15 protein-coding genes are annotated in these 18,220 nt (G+C 64.0%); 8 read left to right on the top strand and 7 right to left on the bottom strand.

Annotated elements, in window-relative coordinates; genetic code table 11:
- Nucleotides 1-76: 76 nt before the first annotated feature.
- The 3 genes from CCOS865_RS02475 to CCOS865_RS02485 all read left to right on the top strand — a co-directional run bounded on the left by CCOS865_RS02475 (nt 77) and on the right by CCOS865_RS02485 (nt 1,562).
- Entirely contained in the window at nt 77-337 is a 261-nt protein-coding gene (locus CCOS865_RS02475; protein WP_119137584.1) for a hypothetical protein, read from the top strand.
- Nucleotides 334-606 (top strand): DUF3077 domain-containing protein, encoded by a 273-nt coding sequence (locus CCOS865_RS02480; RefSeq protein WP_119137585.1) that lies wholly within the window; start codon nt 334-336, stop codon nt 604-606. The genes CCOS865_RS02475 and CCOS865_RS02480 overlap by 4 nt, the downstream gene beginning before the upstream one ends.
- 380 nt (nt 607-986) lie before the next feature.
- Nucleotides 987-1,562: a DUF2780 domain-containing protein gene (locus CCOS865_RS02485; RefSeq protein WP_119137587.1), complete on the top strand. Its 576-nt coding sequence runs from the start codon at nt 987-989 to the stop codon at nt 1,560-1,562.
- A 3-nt stretch (nt 1,563-1,565) separates the two neighbouring features.
- On the opposite strand, the gene CCOS865_RS02490 is transcribed toward CCOS865_RS02485, so the two are convergent.
- Nucleotides 1,566-2,918, bottom strand: coding sequence for an APC family permease (locus CCOS865_RS02490; protein ID WP_119137589.1), 1,353 nt, complete (start codon nt 2,916-2,918; stop codon nt 1,566-1,568).
- Nucleotides 2,919-3,226: 308 nt separating this feature from the next.
- On the opposite strand from CCOS865_RS02490, the gene CCOS865_RS02495 reads away from it, so the two are divergent.
- Nucleotides 3,227-3,658, top strand: coding sequence for a hypothetical protein (locus CCOS865_RS02495; RefSeq protein WP_119137591.1), 432 nt, complete (start codon nt 3,227-3,229; stop codon nt 3,656-3,658).
- Between the two features lie 108 nt (nt 3,659-3,766).
- On the opposite strand, the gene CCOS865_RS02500 is transcribed toward CCOS865_RS02495, so the two are convergent.
- Nucleotides 3,767-4,654, bottom strand: a complete 888-nt coding sequence (locus CCOS865_RS02500) for an acyltransferase (RefSeq protein WP_119137593.1) — start codon at nt 4,652-4,654, stop codon at nt 3,767-3,769.
- Nucleotides 4,655-4,834: 180 nt separating this feature from the next.
- On the opposite strand from CCOS865_RS02500, the gene rloA2 reads away from it, so the two are divergent.
- The 4 genes from rloA2 (at nt 4,835) to creD (ending at nt 9,141) form a co-directional block, all read left to right on the top strand.
- Nucleotides 4,835-5,341, top strand: a complete 507-nt coding sequence (gene rloA2 / locus CCOS865_RS02505) for a retropepsin-like aspartic peptidase RloA2 (RefSeq protein WP_119137595.1) — start codon at nt 4,835-4,837, stop codon at nt 5,339-5,341.
- A 181-nt stretch (nt 5,342-5,522) separates the two neighbouring features.
- Nucleotides 5,523-6,203 carry a two-component system response regulator CreB gene (gene creB / locus CCOS865_RS02510; protein WP_119137597.1) on the top strand — a complete coding sequence of 227 codons (681 nt, stop codon included), beginning with the start codon at nt 5,523-5,525 and terminating at the stop codon, nt 6,201-6,203.
- Complete coding sequence (gene creC, locus CCOS865_RS02515) at nt 6,203-7,636, top strand: two-component system sensor histidine kinase CreC (protein WP_119137599.1); 1,434 nt, start codon at nt 6,203-6,205, stop codon at nt 7,634-7,636. The genes creB and creC overlap by 1 nt, the downstream gene beginning before the upstream one ends.
- A gap of 176 nt (nt 7,637-7,812) precedes the next feature.
- The gene (gene creD, locus CCOS865_RS02520) at nt 7,813-9,141 is read left to right on the top strand and encodes a cell envelope integrity protein CreD (protein ID WP_119137601.1); all 1,329 of its coding nucleotides are present in this window, start codon (nt 7,813-7,815) and stop codon (nt 9,139-9,141) included.
- Between the two features lie 202 nt (nt 9,142-9,343).
- Here creD and CCOS865_RS02525 read toward each other — a convergent pair whose 3' ends face one another.
- The 5 genes from CCOS865_RS02525 to aceE all read right to left on the bottom strand — a co-directional run bounded on the left by CCOS865_RS02525 (nt 9,344) and on the right by aceE (nt 18,086).
- Nucleotides 9,344-9,967, bottom strand: a complete 624-nt coding sequence (locus CCOS865_RS02525) for a glutathione S-transferase (RefSeq protein WP_119137603.1) — start codon at nt 9,965-9,967, stop codon at nt 9,344-9,346.
- A gap of 9 nt (nt 9,968-9,976) precedes the next feature.
- Entirely contained in the window at nt 9,977-10,642 is a 666-nt protein-coding gene (gene msrA, locus CCOS865_RS02530) for a peptide-methionine (S)-S-oxide reductase MsrA (protein WP_119137605.1), read from the bottom strand.
- Nucleotides 10,643-10,816: 174 nt separating this feature from the next.
- On the bottom strand, nt 10,817-13,510 hold the full coding sequence (locus CCOS865_RS02540) for a putative bifunctional diguanylate cyclase/phosphodiesterase (protein WP_119137607.1): 2,694 nt from the start codon (nt 13,508-13,510) through the stop codon (nt 10,817-10,819).
- 270 nt (nt 13,511-13,780) lie between these two features.
- Nucleotides 13,781-15,427 (bottom strand): dihydrolipoyllysine-residue acetyltransferase, encoded by a 1,647-nt coding sequence (gene aceF / locus CCOS865_RS02545; protein WP_119137609.1) that lies wholly within the window; start codon nt 15,425-15,427, stop codon nt 13,781-13,783.
- Between the two features lie 13 nt (nt 15,428-15,440).
- Nucleotides 15,441-18,086, bottom strand: a complete 2,646-nt coding sequence (gene aceE / locus CCOS865_RS02550) for a pyruvate dehydrogenase (acetyl-transferring), homodimeric type (protein WP_119137611.1) — start codon at nt 18,084-18,086, stop codon at nt 15,441-15,443.
- Nucleotides 18,087-18,220: the final 134 nt, after the last annotated feature.

Raw genomic sequence — 18,220 nt, forward strand, 5'->3', positions numbered from 1 at the left:
CTTTCCACCCTGCGTACAGCTGTCACCCTGATGTGTGGAAACGGACGGATGGCACCTAACTCTGCATGGTGCACTGATGAAAAAAATTGTCCCCGACCCACCCCAGCGCAACCCCTTCTACGCCTCCATTCACCCCGATCTCTTCCCGCCCGACGCCCTGGCTCACGCCTGCGAGTTGCTGCGCGGCGTTTCCAGCACGCTCGAGGCCCATTGCCGCGTGCATACCGGCGAGCCAGGTACGCCGATAGTGGCGAACGCAGCCCACTGCACCGACACGGCCCTTGCCCTGATCGAACACGTATTCGACTGCTGCAACGGCGAAGGAGTAGTGCGATGAGCGACGATCCCAAAACCGACGTGACGGTAGGCGTCGAGACGTTTTTCGAGGCCGGCGACAAGCCCTGCCATATCTTCCGAGTGATGCCAGGGGTGCCGTTCGAGCATGCCTACGAGCAGGTGTCGGTGCTGCTGGGGTACATCAAGCACCTGGTGCGTGAGGGGGATATGGAAGACGACCATAAGTTTCTCGGTGCGGCGGATTACCTGAGCGCGTTTGCCAAGGCGATCATGGATGACATCGAGATCGCCCGGAACAGGTTGCACTGACCGATTGGCGCTGTGTCAGTGAGCGTGCCGGGGCAGCTTGCGGTCTTTCATGGGCTTGCCTTCAACGCCAGTCAGGTAAGTAATTGGTTGCCTGCACTGACGCTTTCGCGGGGCAAGCCCGCTCCCACAGGATCTGCGCAATACCCGAATTCAGGGCTCTTTCGAGCGGCCTGGAATGCCTGAATTCTGGGCTTTCCACAGAACCTGTGGGAGCGGGCTTGCCCCGCGAAGGGCTACCCACAGCAGCCCTAGGCCAGGCGACGCGCAGGTGGCTATCACGCGCGTGCTGTGCCCGCCGATACACGGCCCGGAACAAACCTCCCAACCCCCAGTCGAATGCCTCGTTTCCCAGGCCATCCCGGCCGACGAGGTCCCTCCCGATGAAAGCGTTCACCCTGGCAACCCTGATGACCCTGGCCGCAACCCCAGCGTTCGCCTTCAACCTCAGCGACGCCGCTAACGCCGTGTCCGGCATGCAGAACCAGAATGCACAAGGCAAGGTGCAGGCGCCGGCCGAGTCGGCCAACCTGCTCAACACCCTGGGCAGCGAACTGAAGATCACCCCCGAGCAGGCCGTCGGCGGCGCCGGGGCGATGTTGGGCCTGGCACGCAATAACCTCAGCACCGACGACTACGGCCAGCTGACCAAGGCGGTCCCAGGCCTGGACCTGCTCTCCGGCGCCAACGCCCTCGGTGGCCTGAGCGGTCTGGGCGAGTTGCTCGGCAAGAACAGCGAGAATCAGTCGGCCCTGAGCAATGCCCTGGGCAATAACGTCGAAGACCGCAGCGACCTGGACAGCGCCTTCAAGGCGCTGGGCATGGATACCGGGATGATCGGCCAGTTCGCCCCGCTGATCCTCCAGTACCTCGGCCAGCAGGGCATTGCCGGGTCGCTGCTGCAGAACTTGGGTAGCCTGTGGACTACCCCGGCGCCAGCGACCACGCCGTCGGTGTAAGGCTCAACCCGCTTCGGAGAAATCCACCAGGCGCATCGGCCGGCGGAAGCCGGCGGTGAGCACGGCCAGGTACGCCAGGCCCAGGGCGAACCAGCACAGGCCGATCACCAGGGTCAGCGCCGACAGGCTGGTCCACAGCCACAGGGTCAGGCTCAACCCGACCAGCGGCACCACGCCGTAGCGCAGCAGGCCCAGCAGGTTGCGCTCGGCGTTGTCCATCATCAGGTGTGTGCGCACCACCGCCAGGTTGACTGCCGAAAAGGCCACCAACGCGCCAAAGCTGATCAGCGAGGCGAGGGTGGCGAGGTCGATCACCAGTGCCAGCAGCGAGAACGCCGAGACCAGCAGGATGGCGAACACCGGCGTGCCGAAGCGCGGCGACAGCTGGCCGAAGGTGCGCTGCGGCAGCACCCCGTCGCGGCCCATGGTGAACAGGATGCGCGACACCGCGGCTTGCGAGGCCAGCGCCGAGCCGAGGCTGCCGGCGACAAAGGCGGCGGTGAAGAAGTTGGCGAGGAACTGGCCACCGGCCTTGAACATCACTTCGTTGGCTGCCGCGTCGACGTTGGCGAAGCTGCTGCCCGGCAGCACCAGTTGGCTGATGTAGGCCAGCAGGGTGAACAGCAAGCCGGCGCCGAGGGTGGTCAGGATGATTGCCCGCGGGACGTCGCGGCGGGCATCGCGGCTTTCTTCAGCGAGGGTCGAGACGGCGTCGAAGCCGAGGAAAGACAGGCACAGCACCGCGGCGCCGGCCATCAGCGCGCCGAAGCCGGGGGCCGAGCCATCGCCCAGCAGCGGGGCGAGGTAGTCGACCGACTGGCCCGTGCCCAGGGTCTGCCACGACAGGGCGACAAACACCCCGATGAAGACGATCTGTGCGCCGACGATCAGGTTGCTGGCTTTTGCCACCGAGTGGATGCCGATGACGTTGAGCACCGTCACCAGGGCGATCGAGGCGAGGATGATGCTCCACGCTGGGATGGCCGGGAAGGCGATGTTGAGGAACAGGCCGATGAGCAGGTAGTTGATCATCGGGATGAACAGGTAGTCGAGCAGCAGCGACCAGCCAGCCAGAAAGCCGACGTTGGGGCCGAAGGCCATGTTGGTGTAGGAGTACGCCGAGCCGGCGACCGGGTAGCGCTTGACCATGAAGCTGTAGGAGGTGGCGGTGAACATCATCGCCAGCAGGGTCACCAGGTAGGCCCCGGCGGTGCGCCCGCCCGTGAGCTCGGTGACGATGCCGTAGGTGGTGAAGATGGTCAGCGGGACCATGTACACCAGGCCGAAGAACACCAGGGCGGGCAGGCCCAGGACACGGCGAAGCTGGGCGGGGGCGGAGCTAGCTTGAGTGGCCATCGATCGATCCAGGGAATTTTTGTAGTTGTGCTTTTATCGATTTTTATCCACTTAGGGGAAGGGTGACAAAGAAGTAATCGTTATGATGATTATTAGCCAGGCTTTTAATGGAGGCGTAGCGGCTTAACTCGCGTGGTTGCGCTGTGGGACACGCGAGCTGAAGCAGCGTTTGTAAACGCGGGTCCTGGCTGCTTCCTATGCCGATGATCATGCGTCAACTGGTACTTCTGTCAGTAGCGGACGGGTTTGAGCTGGATTTACTTTTATCGCTCACCTCAACCCTCGCTGAACACGCAGGAGTCTGCACAATGACCCAATTTGCCGAACACACATCCTTTGAAGGCTCGGAAATGAATGGCTGGGCGCTCGTCGCGCCGCTGCTGGGGGCGAAGCATGCTAACAATGTATTATCGTTCCCTACCCATGCAGGCGATAACAAGAAAACCTTGGTTCAAAAGACCTATACGAAATTAACCGCAAACCATCGTTACAGCTTTACCATTCGGGCGCGTCGAACCACCAATGTCAAGGCATACGCGGTGCTCGCGCTGTACGCCAATGATGTTTGCATTTCAGCAGCGCTGGAGTTGAAAAACAGGGAGTGGGTCTCGTTGCAAGGTCACTTTGTTCACGAAGGCCCCCTGACACTCAGCGTCAGGAATCGAGTAGAAGGCTCCGGCGGCAATGATTTCGAATTGGACGACTTTATCGTAGCGCTGGAAGACGACGGCAATCGATAAACACCCACGGTGTAGATTAGCCAGCGTTCAGTGTGTGCTCTGAACGCTGGATTAATACACTTAGGTGTTGGGATGTACGCTTGGAATCTGCCGCCGGCCTGAACGGCCTCAGTTCATTTCAGCGCGCAACTGCTCGATACGCCGGTCCTTCTCTGCCCACAACTGGTTCACCCAGGCCTGCACCGTCTCGCGGAACGCCGGGTCATTCTCGTAATCCCCGGCCCACAACGCCGGGTCCAGCTCATGCACGCGAATGTCGATAATCACCCGACTGATGCTGCCATTGAGCAGGTCCCAGAACCCCGGTGCCTTGTCGCCCGGATAGACGATGGTCACGTCCAGCAGCGCATCCAGCTGCTCGCCCAGCGCCGCCAGCACGAACGCCACGCCACCCGCCTTGGGCTTGAGCAGGTAGGTGTACGGCGACTGCTGCTCGCGGTGCTTGGCCTCGGTGAAGCGCGTGCCCTCCAGGTAGTTGACCACGGTCACCGGCTGGCGCTTGAACAGCTCGCAGGCGGCCTTGGTGATCTCCAGGTCCTTGCCCTTGAGCTCCGGGTGCTTGGCCAGAAACGCCTTGCTGTAGCGCTTCATGAACGGATAGTCGAGCCCCCACCAGGCCAGGCCCAGCAGCGGCACCCAGATCAGCTCCTTCTTGAGGAAGAACTTGAAGAACGGCACCCGGCGGTTGAGGCTCTCGATCAGCGCGGGGATGTCGACCCAGGTCTGGTGGTTGCTCACGCACAGGTAGGAGGTGTCCTGGCGCAGCTTGTCGACGCCGCGCACGTCCCACTGGGTGGGGATGCACAGGGCGAAGATGGCTTTGTCGATCGCCGACCAGGTCTCGGCCATGCACATCGCGCCCGCCGACGCATAGTCGCGCCCACGGCCCGGCAGCACCAGTTTGAGCAGGGCAAAGACCATCAGCGGGCAGATCATCACCACGGTGTTGAGCACCAGCAGCAGGGTTGTGAGGATGCCGGTCAGCAGGCGACGCATAAAGAGACTCGTGTTGTGTGAATTAAGCGGCCGGCAATAATAAGTGCGGCAATCGCCTACGCCAAATTTCCAGTGCCCAGCGGGCGGGACAAATGTTTCACATTATGTTGGATAAGCTTTGCCGACGAACCTATCGCGCTTGCGCAGTCTAAGCACTGTCTCGTCTAAGGAAGTTAGCCCGTGAAAGCATTGTTTGCCCTGTTGTCGCTGCTCGCCCTGCCGGTCATGGCGGCAGAGCCGACCCTGTATGGCCGGTACGAGTACATCAGCCTGCCGGAAATCGGCGGCGAAACTCTCAAGGCCAAGATGGACACTGGCGCGCTGACGGCGTCGTTGTCGGCCAAGGACATCGAGCGGTTTACCCGCGATGGCGAGGACTGGGTGCGTTTTCGCCTGGCCACCAAGGACGCCGACGGCAAGGTTTATGAGCACAAGGTCGCGCGCATCAGCAAGATCAAGAGCCGTGCCGACGAAGAGGATGAAGAGGGCGACAGCGTCGAGGCGGCGCGGCGGCCGGTGGTCGACCTGGAGCTGTGCCTCGGGGGAGAAAAGCGCACGGTCGAGGTCAACCTGACCGACCGCAGCAGCTTCAATTACCCGCTGCTGATCGGCGCCAAGGCGTTGCGTGAGTTCAAGGCGGCGGTGAACCCGGCGCGCCGGTTCACGGCGGGCAAGCCTGACTGCTGATTGGCGGCAGCCCTGCTGGCCTCATCGCGGGTAAACCCGCTCCTACAGGGATCGCGCCACAAGCCTGTAGGAGCGGGTTTACCCGCGATGAGGCCGGAATGCGCGGCAAACCCAGTCGCTACTTGCCACAACCTCCACAATCCCCTAAAAGTCCTGCATTGCCCCAGTCAGGCCGGACGCCATGCCTCACATTCTCATCGTCGAAGACGAATCCGCCATCGCCGACACCCTGATCTACGCTCTGCAAGCCGATGGCCACAGCACCGAATGGGTCTCGCTGGGCAGCGCCGCCGTCGAGCGCCAACGCCTGCAACCGGCCGACCTGGTGATCCTCGACATTGGCCTGCCCGATATCAGCGGCTTTGAAACCTGCCGCCAACTGCGCCGCTTCAGCGAGGTGCCGGTGATGTTCCTCAGTGCCCGCGACGCCGAGATCGATCGGGTCCTGGGCCTGGAGATCGGTGCCGACGATTATGTGGTCAAGCCGTTCAGCCCGCGTGAAGTGGCGGCGCGGGTGCGGGCGATCCTCAAGCGCATGGCCCCGCGCGCCGAACCGGTCAGCGCCGTGGCGGTGTTTCAGCTCGATACCCTGCGCATGCAGATCGTCTACCGCGGCGCCACGTTGGCGCTGACCCGCCACGAGTTCCGCCTGCTGCAATGCCTGATCGAGCAGCCGCAGCGGGTGTTCAGCCGCGAGCAACTGCTCGATGCCCTCGGTGTCGCCGGCGACTCGGGCTACGAACGGACCATCGACAGCCACATCAAGAGCCTGCGCGCCAAGCTGCGCCTGGTCGCCGCCGACGCCGAGCCGATCCAGACCCACCGCGGCCTGGGCTACAGCTACAGCCCGGAGCATGCCTGATGCGCCTGGGGCTGCGGATCTTTCTGGTGTACTTCCTGTTCGTCGGGCTCTCGGGTTATTTCCTGCTCAATACCGTGCGCGAACAGATCCGCCCGGTGGTGCGCCAGTCGTCCGAGGAAACCCTGGTCGACACCGCCAACCTGCTCGCCGAGATCCTGCGCGACGACGTCAAGGCCGGCACCCTCGGCCAAAGCCGCCTGCCGCAGTTGCTCGAAGCCTACGGTCAGCGCCAGCCGGGTGCAGCGATCTGGGGGCTGGCGAAGAACCAGGTCAGCCACCGTATCTATGTCACCGATGCCAAGGGGATCGTCCTGCTGGACTCTACCGGCCACGACCTGGGCCAGGACTATTCGCGCTGGAACGACGTCTACCTGACCCTGCAGGGCAAGTACGGCGCGCGCTCGTCGCGCAGCGATCCGGAGGATGAAAGCACCTCGGTGATGCACGTGGCGGCGCCGATCATGGATGCCGGCAAGATCATTGGCGTGGTCACCGTGGCCAAGCCCAACAGCTCGCTGCAGCCGTACATCGACCGTGCCGAGCGGCGCCTGCTCAACCTCGGCCTGGGCCTGATCGTGCTTGGCCTGCTGGTCGGCGCGTTGCTGTCGTGGTGGCTGTCGCGCTCGCTGCGCAAGCTGACGCATTACGCCCAGGCGGTCAGCGAGGGTGAGCGCGCCGCACTGCCGCATTACAACAGCGGTGAACTCGGCCAGTTGGCGACGGCGGTCGAACGGATGCGCACCGAGTTGGCCGGCAAGGCCTATGTGGAGCGCTACGTGCACACCCTGACGCATGAGCTGAAGAGCCCGCTGGCGGCGATCCGCGGCGCCTCGGAGCTGCTTCAAGGTGATATGCCGGACGAGCAGCGGGTGCGTTTTGCCAGCAACATCGAACGTGAAAGCGGGCGCTTGCAGCAGATGATCGAGCGCTTGCTCAACCTGGCCCAGGTCGAGCAGATGCAGGCCCTGGAGGATGAGCAGGCGGTGGCCCTGGCGGCGTTGGTCGACGAGTTGCTGCTGGCCCATGCCGCGCGTATCGAGAGTGCCGGCTTGCAGGTGCGCCAGCGGGTGCCGGTGGGGGTGCGGCTGCTGTGTGACCCGTTCCTGATGCGCCAGGCGTTGGCCAACCTGCTGGAGAACGCGTTGGACTTCACGCCGGCCGGCGGGGCGTTGCTGTTCGAGCTGGAGCAGGCGGGTGAGCGGGTGGCATTAAGCCTGTTCAACCAGGGTGAGGCGATCCCGCCGTATGCGATCGGGCGGGTCAGTGAGCGGTTCTATTCGCTGCCGCGACCGGCCAGTGGGCGCAAGAGCACGGGGCTGGGGCTGAACTTCGTCGAGGAGGTGATGCAGCTGCATGGCGGGGCGTTGGCGGTGGACAACGTCGAGGGCGGGGTGCGGGTCAGGTTGTGGCTGCCGGTGCGGCGTATCAGCTGAATTGCCGGGGCCGCTTTGCGGCCCTTTCGCGACGCAAGGCCGCTCCCACAGGATGTGGGCTGTTCTCTCGGACGATTCGGGCTTCACACAATCACCACAGACTCTCCACACAGCCTCCCTGAGGGCTCCACGCATGCGGCACAGACTGTGCCCATCGCCAACGGAGCCCAAGCCCCATGAACAAGACCCTGAGTTTCAAGCTCGGCATGATTGCCCTGCTGATGTTGCTGCTGTTGATCCCGCTGCTGATGATCGGCGGCCTGATCGATGAGCGGCAAAGCCTGCGCGATACGGTCCTGGCCGACATCGCCCAGAGTTCGAGCTTCGACCAGGTCATCGCCGGCCCGCTGCTGGTGGTGCCCTACCGCAAGTACGAGCGCCGCTGGATCGACAAGGACGGCCACAGCGTGCAGGAGACCAGCACGGTCAGCGGCCACCTGTACTTTCTCCCGGAAACCTTCGAGGCCACCATCGGCATCGACACCGAGCTGCGCGCCCGGGGCATCTACCAGGCGCGGCTGTTCCACGCCAAGAGCCAGGTCGCCGGGCGTTTCAAGCTGCCTGCGCGCTGGGGCGTCGAGAAGGACTATGAGGATTACCGTTTCGACAAGCCGTTCCTGGCGGTGGGTATCAGTGATATCCGCGGCATCGAAAGCAACCTCGAGCTGAGCCTCGATGACCAGCGTCTGGCCTTCGAGGCTGGCACCGGCCTGGACTGGATGCGCGGGGGCGTACATGTTCCGCTGCCGGCCCTGGACGGCCAGCAAGCGACTGAATTCAGCTACGGCTTCGACCTCGCCCTGCAGGGCACCGGTCAGCTGCATGTGTTGCCGGTCGGGCGTACCAGCAGCGTCGACATGCAGGCTAACTGGCCCCACCCGAGCTTTGTCGGCAGCTACCTGCCGAGCCGCCGCGAGATCAATGCCGAGGGCTTCAAGGCGCACTGGCAGACGTCGTTCTTCGCCACCAACCTGGAAGATGCCTTGCGCCAGTGCGCGACGGTCGAGCAGTGCGCGGACTACAAGGACCGCACCTTTGGTGTGAGCTTCGTCGACCCGGTCGACCAGTACCTGAAGAGCGAGCGGGCGATCAAATACGCGTTGCTGTTCATCGCCCTGACCTTTGCCGGCTTCTTCCTGTTCGAAGTGCTGAAGAACCTCAGCGTGCATCCGGTGCAGTACGTGTTGGTCGGGGTGGCGCTGGCGTTCTTCTACCTGCTGTTGCTGTCGCTCTCGGAACACCTTGGGTTTGGCGTGGCGTACGGCTTGTCGGCGTCGGCGTGCGTGCTGCTGATCGGCTTCTACCTGAGCCATGTGCTGCGCAGCTTGTGGCGCGGGGTCGGCTTTGCGGCGGGGTTGGCGGTGCTCTACGCGATGCTCTATGGGCTGCTGAGCGCCGAGGACTATGCGCTGCTGATGGGCTCGTTGCTGTGCTTTGGCTTGCTGGGGGTGTTCATGGTGCTGACCCGCCGGCTGGACTGGTCGCGGGTGGGGAGAATGGCATGAGGGAGGATCGTGAAGTGGGGCGCTGGTTGGCAATCAGGATTGGGCTGTTGTTTCCTGTGCTACCGAAGTGAAGCTGGGGCTGCTTTGCAGCCCTTCGCGGGTGAAGCCCGCTCCCACAGGCCCCGCGCCGGCCTGGAGTAAAGCGCAGTACCTGTGGGAGCGGGCTTCACCCGCGAAGGGCCGCAGAGCGGCCCCAGGAGTTTCAGGCCACCGGCGCCGTGGCGACCATCGACGGCCGCTTGATCACCTCGGCATACCAGGCAGCCAACCCCGGCTGCTGGTCACGCCAGCCAAAGTCGGGCTGGCGCAGGTCGAGATAACCCAACGCACAGGCCACGCCGATGGCCACGATATCGAACCCCGAGATCAGCTCAGCCAGGTGCTCCTGCTCGAGGTTGGCCAGGCTGCGGCGGATCTTCTCGCCCTGCGCCTCGACCCAACCGTCCCAGCGCTTGTCCGCAGGCCGCAGAAACGTCTCATAGCGCGTCGATACCGCGGCGTCCATGATCGCGTCTGCCTGCGAGGCGAGGGTCAGCCGGCGCCAGCGCGCCGAGCCTTGCCGCGGGATCAGCGGCAGGCCGACATGCTGGGTATCGAGGTACTCGCAGATCACCCGGCTGTCATGCAGCACATGGCCGTCTTCCAGGCGCAACGCGGGGATCTTGCCGATCGGGTTGCCGCGGTTGAGCTGGTCGTCGCCCGCCACCGGGCTGACATTGACCGCCTGCAGCTGCACGCGGCCGAGCTGGCCGGTCTCGTGCAGCACGACCATCACCTTGCGCACGAACGGCGACAAGGGCGAGTGGAACAGGGTCATGGTGGCCATAAGTTGCCCTCAGTTGCCTTGCAGGCTAGGTGGCAGGCAGACACCGGTACCGCCGATGCCGCAGTAGCCGTTGGGGTTCTTGGCCAGGTACTGCTGGTGGTAGGCCTCGGCGAAGTAGACGGTCGGCGCCTGGTCGATCTCGGTGGTGATCGGGCCGAAACCGGCCTTGTCCAGCTCGGCCTGGTAGGCCGCCTGGCTGGCCTGGGCCTGCTCCAGCTGCTCAGGGCTGGTGCAGAAGATCGCCGAACGGTACTGGGTGCCGATGTCGTTGCCCTGGCGCATGCCTTGGGTCGGGTTGTGCAGCTCCCAGAACATCGCCAGCAGTTCGCCGTAGCTGACCTTGGCCTTGTCGAACACCACCAGCACCACTTCGGTGTGGCCGGTCAGGCCCGAGCAGACTTCTTCGTAGGTCGGGTTGGGGGTGGTGCCGCCGGCATAGCCGACCACGGTGCTGACCACGCCGTCGCGCTGCCAGAAGCGGCGCTCGGCGCCCCAGAAGCAGCCGAGGCCGAAGATGGCGAAATCGACATCGTCGAAGAATGGGCCGAGCAGGGGCGTGTCTTCGAAGACGAAGTGCTTCTCGGGCAGGCTCATCGGCGTTTCACGGCCAGGCAGGGCCTGTTCCGCGGTGGGCAGGACGTTTTTGTTCACCAGGATTTCCGAACGCAGGACCATGACTGTTCCTCTGTTTTCCAAGTCGAGAATGGGGGGGCTTCTTCGCGGGCAAGCCCGCTCCCACAGGTTCTGCGCAAAGCCCAAAATCTGGGCATTGCAGGAACCCTGTAGGAGCGGGTTTACCCGCGAAGGGGCCGACGCTATGGCTAATAGTGCACGACTACAGCGCCGCTGTCAGTCCACCGGACCTCGCGGATAACGCCGCAGCCGTTCCACCAGCTCGCGCCCCGGGATCGGCCGGTCGAACAGGTAACCCTGGCCGACATCACAGCGGTGCCGACGCAGAAACGCCAGCTGCTCGGCGGTCTCGATGCCTTCCGCCACGACCTTGAGCTTGAGGTTGTGGGCCATGGCCACCACCGCCGAGGTGATCTCCATGTCGTCCTGGTTGTCGGGGATCTCGTTGATGAAGCTGCGGTCGATCTTGATGATGTCGATCGGAAACTTCTTCAGGTAGCTCAGCGACGAATAACCGGTGCCGAAGTCGTCCATGGCCAGGGTCAGGCCCAGTGCCTTGAGTTCGTCGAGCTGGCGGTGGGTGTCTTCGGTGGCCTCCAGCAGCAGGCCTTCGGTCAGCTCCAGCTCGAGCAGGTGCGGCGGCAAGGCCTCTTCGCGGATGATGGTGCCGATCGAGCTGACCAGCTCGGGGTCGGAGAACTGCTTGGGCGAGAGGTTGATGGCCACGTGCAGGTTGCCCATGCCGGCCTCGCGCAGCTCCAGGCTCATGCGGCACGACTGGCGCACCACCCACTTGCCGATGGGGATGATCAGGCCGGTTTCTTCGGCGACGCTGATGAACTGGTCGGGGCGGATCATGCCGCGTTCCGGGTGGTTCCAGCGCAGCAGCGCCTCGAGGCCGAGCAGGCGGCCGCTGCGCAGGCACAGCTTGGGCTGGTAGAACACCTCGAGCTCGTTCTGGGTCAGGGCGCGGCGCAGGTTGTTCTCGACGAACAGCTTGTAGCTGGCCTCGGCGTTGAGCACCTCGGTGAACACCTGGACCTGGTGCTTGCCGTTGGCCTTGGCCTTGTGCAGTGCCAGGCCTGCGTTCTTCATCAGGGTCTGCGGGTCGCTGCCGTGCAGCGGCGCGCAGGCAAGGCCCACGGAGGCGGTGACGTTGATCAGCTGATTGTCGACGAACATCGGCTTGTCGAGGGTGTGCAGCAACTGCTGGGCCAGGATCTGGCCGTCCTCCAGGCTGATGTTGTCGAGCAGCACGGCAAACTCGTTACTGGCAAAGCGGGCCAGGATGCCGCCGGCACTGAGGCTGTTGCGCAGGCGTCGGGCCAGGCTCACCAGCAGTTTGTCGCCGGTGTGGTGGCCGAGGCTGTCGTTGATCCGCTTGAAGTTGTCGATGTCCACCAGCAGCAGGCAGATCGCCGTCTGGCCGTCGCGGGCGAAGCGCTCGTCGAGGTTGCGGATGAACGCCGGTCGGTTGCCCAGGTTGGTCAGGTTGTCGGTGTAGGCCAGGCGCTCGATGCGCTGCTGGGCCAGCTTGGTCTGGGTGATGTCTTCGTAGATGCCGATGTAGTGGGTCAGCTCACGGTTGTCGCCATACACCTTGGAGATCGACAGCTGGCCCCAGTAGGGCTCGAGGTTCTTGCGCCGGCTCTTGAATTCGCCTTGCCAGCTGTTGCCCATGTCCAGGCTCGAGGGCGAGTCGAACAGCAGCTCGCTGAGGTTTTCCAGGGCAGGCAGCTCCGCCAGGCGGTGGCCCTGGACTTCGTCGGTGCTGTACTGGGTGATCGCCGTGAAGCTCGGGTTGACGTACTCGACCACGCCGTCGCGGTTGACCAGCAGGAACGCGCTGGCGCTCTGCTCGACCGCGCGCTGGAACAGGTGCAGCGCGCTCGCCGCGGTGCGCCGGTTGTGGTTGGTGATGACCTGGGCGAACTGGTCGGCCAGCTCGCCGGCAAAGGCGATTTCGTCGGACTGCCAGGCGCGCGTGGTACCCCGCTGCTCCAGGCACACCACGCCGACCACCTGGCCGTCGACGCGGACACTGGCGTCGAGCATGGCGTTGTTGGCGGTCGGATAGAGGGTCTGGGCCACTTCGCGGGTGCGCGGGTCGTTGCTGGCATTGTGCGCGTCGATGGCGCGGCTGGCGTGCAGGGCGTCGAGGTAGTCGGGGAAGCGGCTGGCGTCGATCGGCTCGGGCAGGCGGTGCTTTTGTTCGAGCCGATGCCAGGCGCTGATCGGCTCCAGGCGCTGGTCGTGCAGGTACCAGATGCTCGCGCAGTGGACCTTGTAGATCTCGCAGGCGCTCTGGGTGATCAGCTCGGCGGCTTCGAGCAGCGAGTTGTTGGCACTGTAGCGCTGGCGCGCGAGGCGCAGGATCAGGTCTTGCTGGGCGCGCACTCGCTCCAGGTGTTCGAGCTGCTCCTGCTGGGCCCGCTGGTTCAGCTGCAGGGCGATCTGCAGGCGGTTGTTACGGGTTTCGAGGTCGCTGGCGGCGACCTCGGGGCTGTCTTCGCCGGCGTCGTCGAGCACCGCCAGGTAGCCGCGCAGCAGTTGGCGGCCGTGTTGCTTGTAGGCTTCACCGGTTTCCAGCAGGCGCAGCGGTGCAGGGCTGGCGTGCAGGGTATAGCGCACCCGGTAATAGCCGCGGCGCGACAGTTGCAGCTGGATTTCGTCGTGCAGCCGGTAGCGCGCTTCGGGCTCCATCAGGCTGGCGAAGGGCGAACCGATCAGCGCACACAGCTCGGCGGCGGGCAGGCCGAACTGGCGCTCGCAGGCGGGGTCGAGGTAGAGCATCGCCCAATTGGCTTCATTGAGCCGTTCGAAACGCAGCATGCCGAGCCGCGAAGGCACGGGGAGCTGCGTGACGACCTCGGCCGCCACACGGCTGGCGGCATCGGGTTGGCTTTTCATCGACGACTCGCTTGAAGAGGGTGGCGCGGGCCTGTACGGCGGCGCATCTGGCAAGGTTGCATGATGTCCTGGAGGCTGGCAAGCGGCCATAGGGTGCTATCAACAGGTTGTCGGCAGATTGTCGGGATTCTTGACCTCCAAGCCGCGTCAGCGCAGGTCGCGCAGGCGTAAACGGCAGGCAAAAAAAAGCCCCGCCAGGGGCGGGGTTGAGGTACGAGCGTGGCAGCTCGAAAAGGGTACTGCCCCTCCAGGGAGGGGCAGGCTGCAGCGTTACAGCAAGATGGTACGGATGTCGCCCAGCAGGTCGCTCAGGCGCTTGGTGAAGCGCGCGGCGGCGGCGCCGTTGATCACACGGTGATCGTACGACAGCGACAGCGGCAGCATCAGCTTGGGCTGGAAGGCCTTGCCATCCCAGACCGGCTGGATGGTCGCCTTGGACACACCCAGGATCGCCACTTCAGGCGCGTTGACGATCGGCGTGAAGCCGGTGCCGCCAATGTGACCGAGGCTGGAGATGGTGAAGCAGGCGCCTTGCATCTCGTCTGCCGAGAGCTTCTTGGTGCGGGCTTTTTCAGCCAGCGCCGCGGCTTCGGCTGCCAGTTGCAGCAGGCTCTTCTGGTCGACGTTCTTGATCACCGGGACCAGCAGACCATCCGGGGTGTCGACGGCGAAACCGACGTTGACGTACTTCTTGCGGATGATCGCCTTGCCGCTTGGCGCCAGCGAACTGTTGAAGTCCGGCAGCTCCTTGAGCAGGTGGGCGCAGGCCTTGAGCAGCAGTGGCAGCACGGTCAGCTTGACGCCGGCCTTTTCTGCCACGGCCTTCTGGGCCACGCGGAAGGCTTCCAGCTCGGTGATGTCGGCCGAGTCGAACTGAGTCACGTGCGGCACGTTCAGCCAGCTGCGGTGCAGGTTGGCAGCGCCGACCTGCATCAGGCGGGTCATCGGTACTTCTTCGATTTCACCGAACTTGCTGAAGTCGACCACCGGGATCGGCGGGATGCCAGCACCACCGGTCGCCGCGGCGGCTGCCGGTGCTTCCTTGGCCTTCTGCATCATCGCCTTGACGTACACCTGCACGTCTTCCTTGAGGATCCGGCCGTGCGGGCCGGAGGCCGACACAGCGCTCAGCTCGACACCGAATTCACGGGCCAGCTGACGCACTGCCGGGCCCGCGTGGACCTTGGCGTTGCTCGCGGCAGCCGGAGCGGCAGCGGCAGGCGCAGGTGCAGCCGGGGCAGCGGCAGGGGCGGCAGCAGCCGGTGCGGCTTCAGCCTTGGCTGGCGCAGGCGCGGCAGCTTGGGCCGGGGCAGCAGCCGGGGCGGCGCCAGCGATCTTCAGCTTGAGGATCAGGTCGCCGGTACCGACTTCGTCGTCCAGCTTGACGATCACTTCTTCGACCACGCCAGCGGCGGGCGAAGGGATCTCCATGGAGGCCTTGTCGGACTCCAGGGTGATCAGCGACTGGTCGGCTTCGACGGTGTCGCCGGCCTTGACCAGCACTTCGATGATCTTGGCCTTGCCCGACGAGCCGATGTCCGGCACGTGGATGTCCTGCACGGTGGCAGCAGCAGGGGCTGCGGCCGGAGCAGGAGCAGCCTCGGCGGCAGCGGCAGGCGCGGCAGCCGGTTTTTCTTCAGCGGCAGGCGCAGCGGCGGCGGCCGGAGCCTCGGACGCCGAAGCGCCCTCGACTTCCAGGACCAGCAGCTCGTCGCCTTCTTTCAGGCGATCGCCCAGCTTGACCTTCAGCTCTTTGACGATACCGGCCTTGGGGGCAGGGATCTCCATGGAGGCCTTGTCGGACTCCAGGGTCAGCAGGCTCTGGTCAGCCTCGATGCGGTCGCCGACCTTGACGAACAGCTCGATGATTTCACCTTCACCGCTGCCGATGTCAGGTACGCGAATGAGTTCGCTCACTTAAAAATACTCCTCAGCAGTCCAGTGGGTTGCGCTTGTCCGGGTCGATGCCGAACTTGACGATGGCATCCGCCACCACCTTGGGTTCGATCTCGCCACGGTCAGCCAAGGCTTCCAGGGCAGCCAGCACGACGAAGTGACGGTCGACTTCGAAGAAGTGACGCAGCTTCTTGCGGCTGTCGCTGCGACCGAAGCCATCGGTACCCAGGACTTTGAACTCTTTGCTCGGCACCCACTGACGGATCTGCTCGGCAAAAATCTTCATGTAGTCGGTCGATGCGATAACCGGACCCTTGCGACCGGTCAGGCACTGCTCGACGTAAGTCTGCTGTGGCTTCTGGCCAGGCTTGAGGCGGTTGGCGCGTTCTACGGCCAGGCCGTCGCGACGCAGTTCGTTGAAGCTGGTAACGCTCCACACGTCGGCGCCGACGTTGAACTCTTCACGCAGGATCTTCGCCGCTTCACGGACTTCACGCAGGATGGTGCCGGAGCCCATCAGCTGAACGTGGTGCGCCGCGTCGCGGGTGTCTTCCTCGAGCAGGTACATGCCCTTGACGATACCTTCCTCGACACCGGCCGGGATAGCCGGCTGCTGGTAGGATTCGTTCATCACGGTGATGTAGTAGAAGATGTCCTGTTGCTCTTCGGTCATCTTCTTCATGCCGTCCTGGATGATCACCGCCAGCTCGTAGCCGTAGGTCGGATCATAGGTGCGGCAGTTCGGGATGGTCCCGGCCAGCAGGTGGCTGTGACCGTCTTCGTGCTGCAGGCCTTCACCGTTGAGGGTGGTACGGCCGGCGGTACCGCCGATCAGGAAGCCGCGGGTGCGGCTGTCGCCAGCGGCCCAGGCCAGGTCACCGATACGCTGGAAGCCGAACATCGAGTAGAAGATGTAGAACGGCAGCATCGGCTGGTTGTGGTTCGAGTACGAGGTACCGGCCGCGATGAACGACGACATGGCGCCGGCTTCGTTGATGCCTTCCTCGAGGATCTGGCCCTTCTTGTCTTCGCGGTAGAACATCACCTGGTCTTTATCGACTGGCTCGTAGAGCTGGCCGACCGACGAGTAGATGCCCAGCTGGCGGAACATGCCTTCCATACCGAAGGTACGGGCTTCGTCCGGGATGATCGGCACGATGCGCTGACCGATCTCCTTGTCCTTGACCAGCTGCGCGAGGATCCGCACGAAGGCCATGGTGGTGGAGATTTCACGGTCGCCCGAGCCGTCCAGGATCGCCTTCAGGGTTTCCAGTGGCGGGGTCGGGATGCTGATGCTCTTCTCGCGGCGCTGCGGCACGAAACCACCCAGCGCGGTGCGGCGCTCGGCCAGGTAACGCGCTTCGGCGCTGCCAGGCTCAGGCTTGAAGAACGGCAGGCTTTCGAGCTCATCGTCCTTGACCGGGATGTCGAAACGATCGCGGAAGTGACGCAGGCTGTCGACGTCGACCTTCTTGGTGTTGTGCGCGGTGTTCTTGGCTTCGCCAGCACCGGTGCCGTAACCCTTGATGGTCTTGGCCAGGATGACGGTCGGCTGGTCCTTGTGGTTCACAGCCTGGTGGTACGCCGCGTAGACCTTGTACGGGTCGTGGCCGCCACGGTTGAGCTTCCAGATCTCGTCGTCGGACAGGTCTTCGACCATGGCCTTGAGTTCCGGGGTGTTGAAGAAGTGCTGACGGACGTACGCGCCGTCCTTGGCCTTGTAGTTCTGGTACTCGCCGTCGATGACTTCGTCCATGCGACGCTGCAGGATACCGTCGACGTCCTTGGCCAGCAGTGGGTCCCAGAAACGGCCCCAGACCACTTTGTTGACGTTCCAGCCACCGCCACGGAACACGCCTTCGAGTTCCTGGATGATCTTGCCGTTACCGCGAACCGGGCCGTCGAGGCGCTGCAGGTTGCAGTTGATGACGAAGATCAGGTTGTCCAGTTTCTCGCGGCCAGCCAGGGAGATCGCGCCGAGGGATTCCGGCTCGTCGCACTCGCCGTCGCCCATGAAGCACCAGACCTTCTGCTTGCCGGCCGGGATGTAGCCGCGCGCTTCGAGGTACTTCATGAAGCGAGCCTGGTAGATCGCCTGGATCGGGCCCAGACCCATCGAAACGGTCGGGAACTGCCAGAAGTCCGGCATCAGCCAAGGGTGCGGGTACGAGGACAGACCCTTGCCATCGACTTCCTGACGGAAGTTGTTCATCTGGTCTTCGCTGATCCGGCCTTCCATGAAGGCACGGGCGTAGACGCCAGGCGAGGCGTGGCCCTGGAAGAAGATCAGGTCGCCGCCGTGCTCGTCGGTCGGAGCCTGGAAGAAGTAGTTGAAGCCGATGTCATACAGGGTGGCACTGGAGGCGAAGCTCGAGATGTGTCCGCCCAGGTCCGAATCCTTCAGGTTGGTGCGCATGACCATGGCCAGGGCGTTCCAACGCACCAACGAGCGAATGCGGCGTTCCATGAACAGGTCGCCAGGCATGCGTGCTTCGTGGGTGACAGGGATGGTGTTGCGGTATGGCGTGGTGATCGCATACGGCAGCTGGGAGCCACTGCGGGTGGCCAGCTCGCCCATACGGGTCATCAGGTAATGAGCGCGGTCTTCGCCTTCTTTGTCGAGGACCGACTCCAGGGCATCCAGCCATTCCTGGGTTTCGATTGGATCGAGGTCTTGCATGGCTTGCTCCAGGGCGGAAAGGCAACCAGAATCGGCTGCCTGAGTTTGCGACTGGCCTTATGGGCAGACGTCGTGAATTCTTGGATTACCGGACTGTCATCCGGCGCCGTGTAGTTTTACTACAAAAGCTTTCG

Origin of the sequence: Pseudomonas reidholzensis (assembly GCF_900536025.1) — a bacterium.
In the GTDB taxonomy this organism is placed as follows: Bacteria; Pseudomonadota; Gammaproteobacteria; order Pseudomonadales; family Pseudomonadaceae; genus Aquipseudomonas; species Aquipseudomonas reidholzensis.

Bases quoted from the DNA above. Each gene is read 5' to 3' on its own strand.
- CCOS865_RS02475 (WP_119137584.1), top strand. From the start codon at position 77: ATGAAAAAAATTGTCCCCGACCCACCCCAGCGCAACCCCTTCTACGCC.
- CCOS865_RS02480 (WP_119137585.1), top strand. From the start codon at position 334: ATGAGCGACGATCCCAAAACCGACGTGACGGTAGGCGTCGAGACGTTT.
- CCOS865_RS02485 (WP_119137587.1), top strand. From the start codon at position 987: ATGAAAGCGTTCACCCTGGCAACCCTGATGACCCTGGCCGCAACCCCA.
- CCOS865_RS02490 (WP_119137589.1), bottom strand. From the start codon at position 2,918: ATGGCCACTCAAGCTAGCTCCGCCCCCGCCCAGCTTCGCCGTGTCCTG.
- CCOS865_RS02495 (WP_119137591.1), top strand. From the start codon at position 3,227: ATGACCCAATTTGCCGAACACACATCCTTTGAAGGCTCGGAAATGAAT.
- CCOS865_RS02500 (WP_119137593.1), bottom strand. From the start codon at position 4,654: ATGCGTCGCCTGCTGACCGGCATCCTCACAACCCTGCTGCTGGTGCTC.
- creB (WP_119137597.1), top strand. From the start codon at position 5,523: ATGCCTCACATTCTCATCGTCGAAGACGAATCCGCCATCGCCGACACC.
- creC (WP_119137599.1), top strand. From the start codon at position 6,203: ATGCGCCTGGGGCTGCGGATCTTTCTGGTGTACTTCCTGTTCGTCGGG.
- creD (WP_119137601.1), top strand. From the start codon at position 7,813: ATGAACAAGACCCTGAGTTTCAAGCTCGGCATGATTGCCCTGCTGATG.
- CCOS865_RS02525 (WP_119137603.1), bottom strand. From the start codon at position 9,967: ATGGCCACCATGACCCTGTTCCACTCGCCCTTGTCGCCGTTCGTGCGC.
- msrA (WP_119137605.1), bottom strand. From the start codon at position 10,642: ATGGTCCTGCGTTCGGAAATCCTGGTGAACAAAAACGTCCTGCCCACC.
- CCOS865_RS02540 (WP_119137607.1), bottom strand. From the start codon at position 13,510: ATGAAAAGCCAACCCGATGCCGCCAGCCGTGTGGCGGCCGAGGTCGTC.
- aceE (WP_119137611.1), bottom strand. From the start codon at position 18,086: ATGCAAGACCTCGATCCAATCGAAACCCAGGAATGGCTGGATGCCCTG.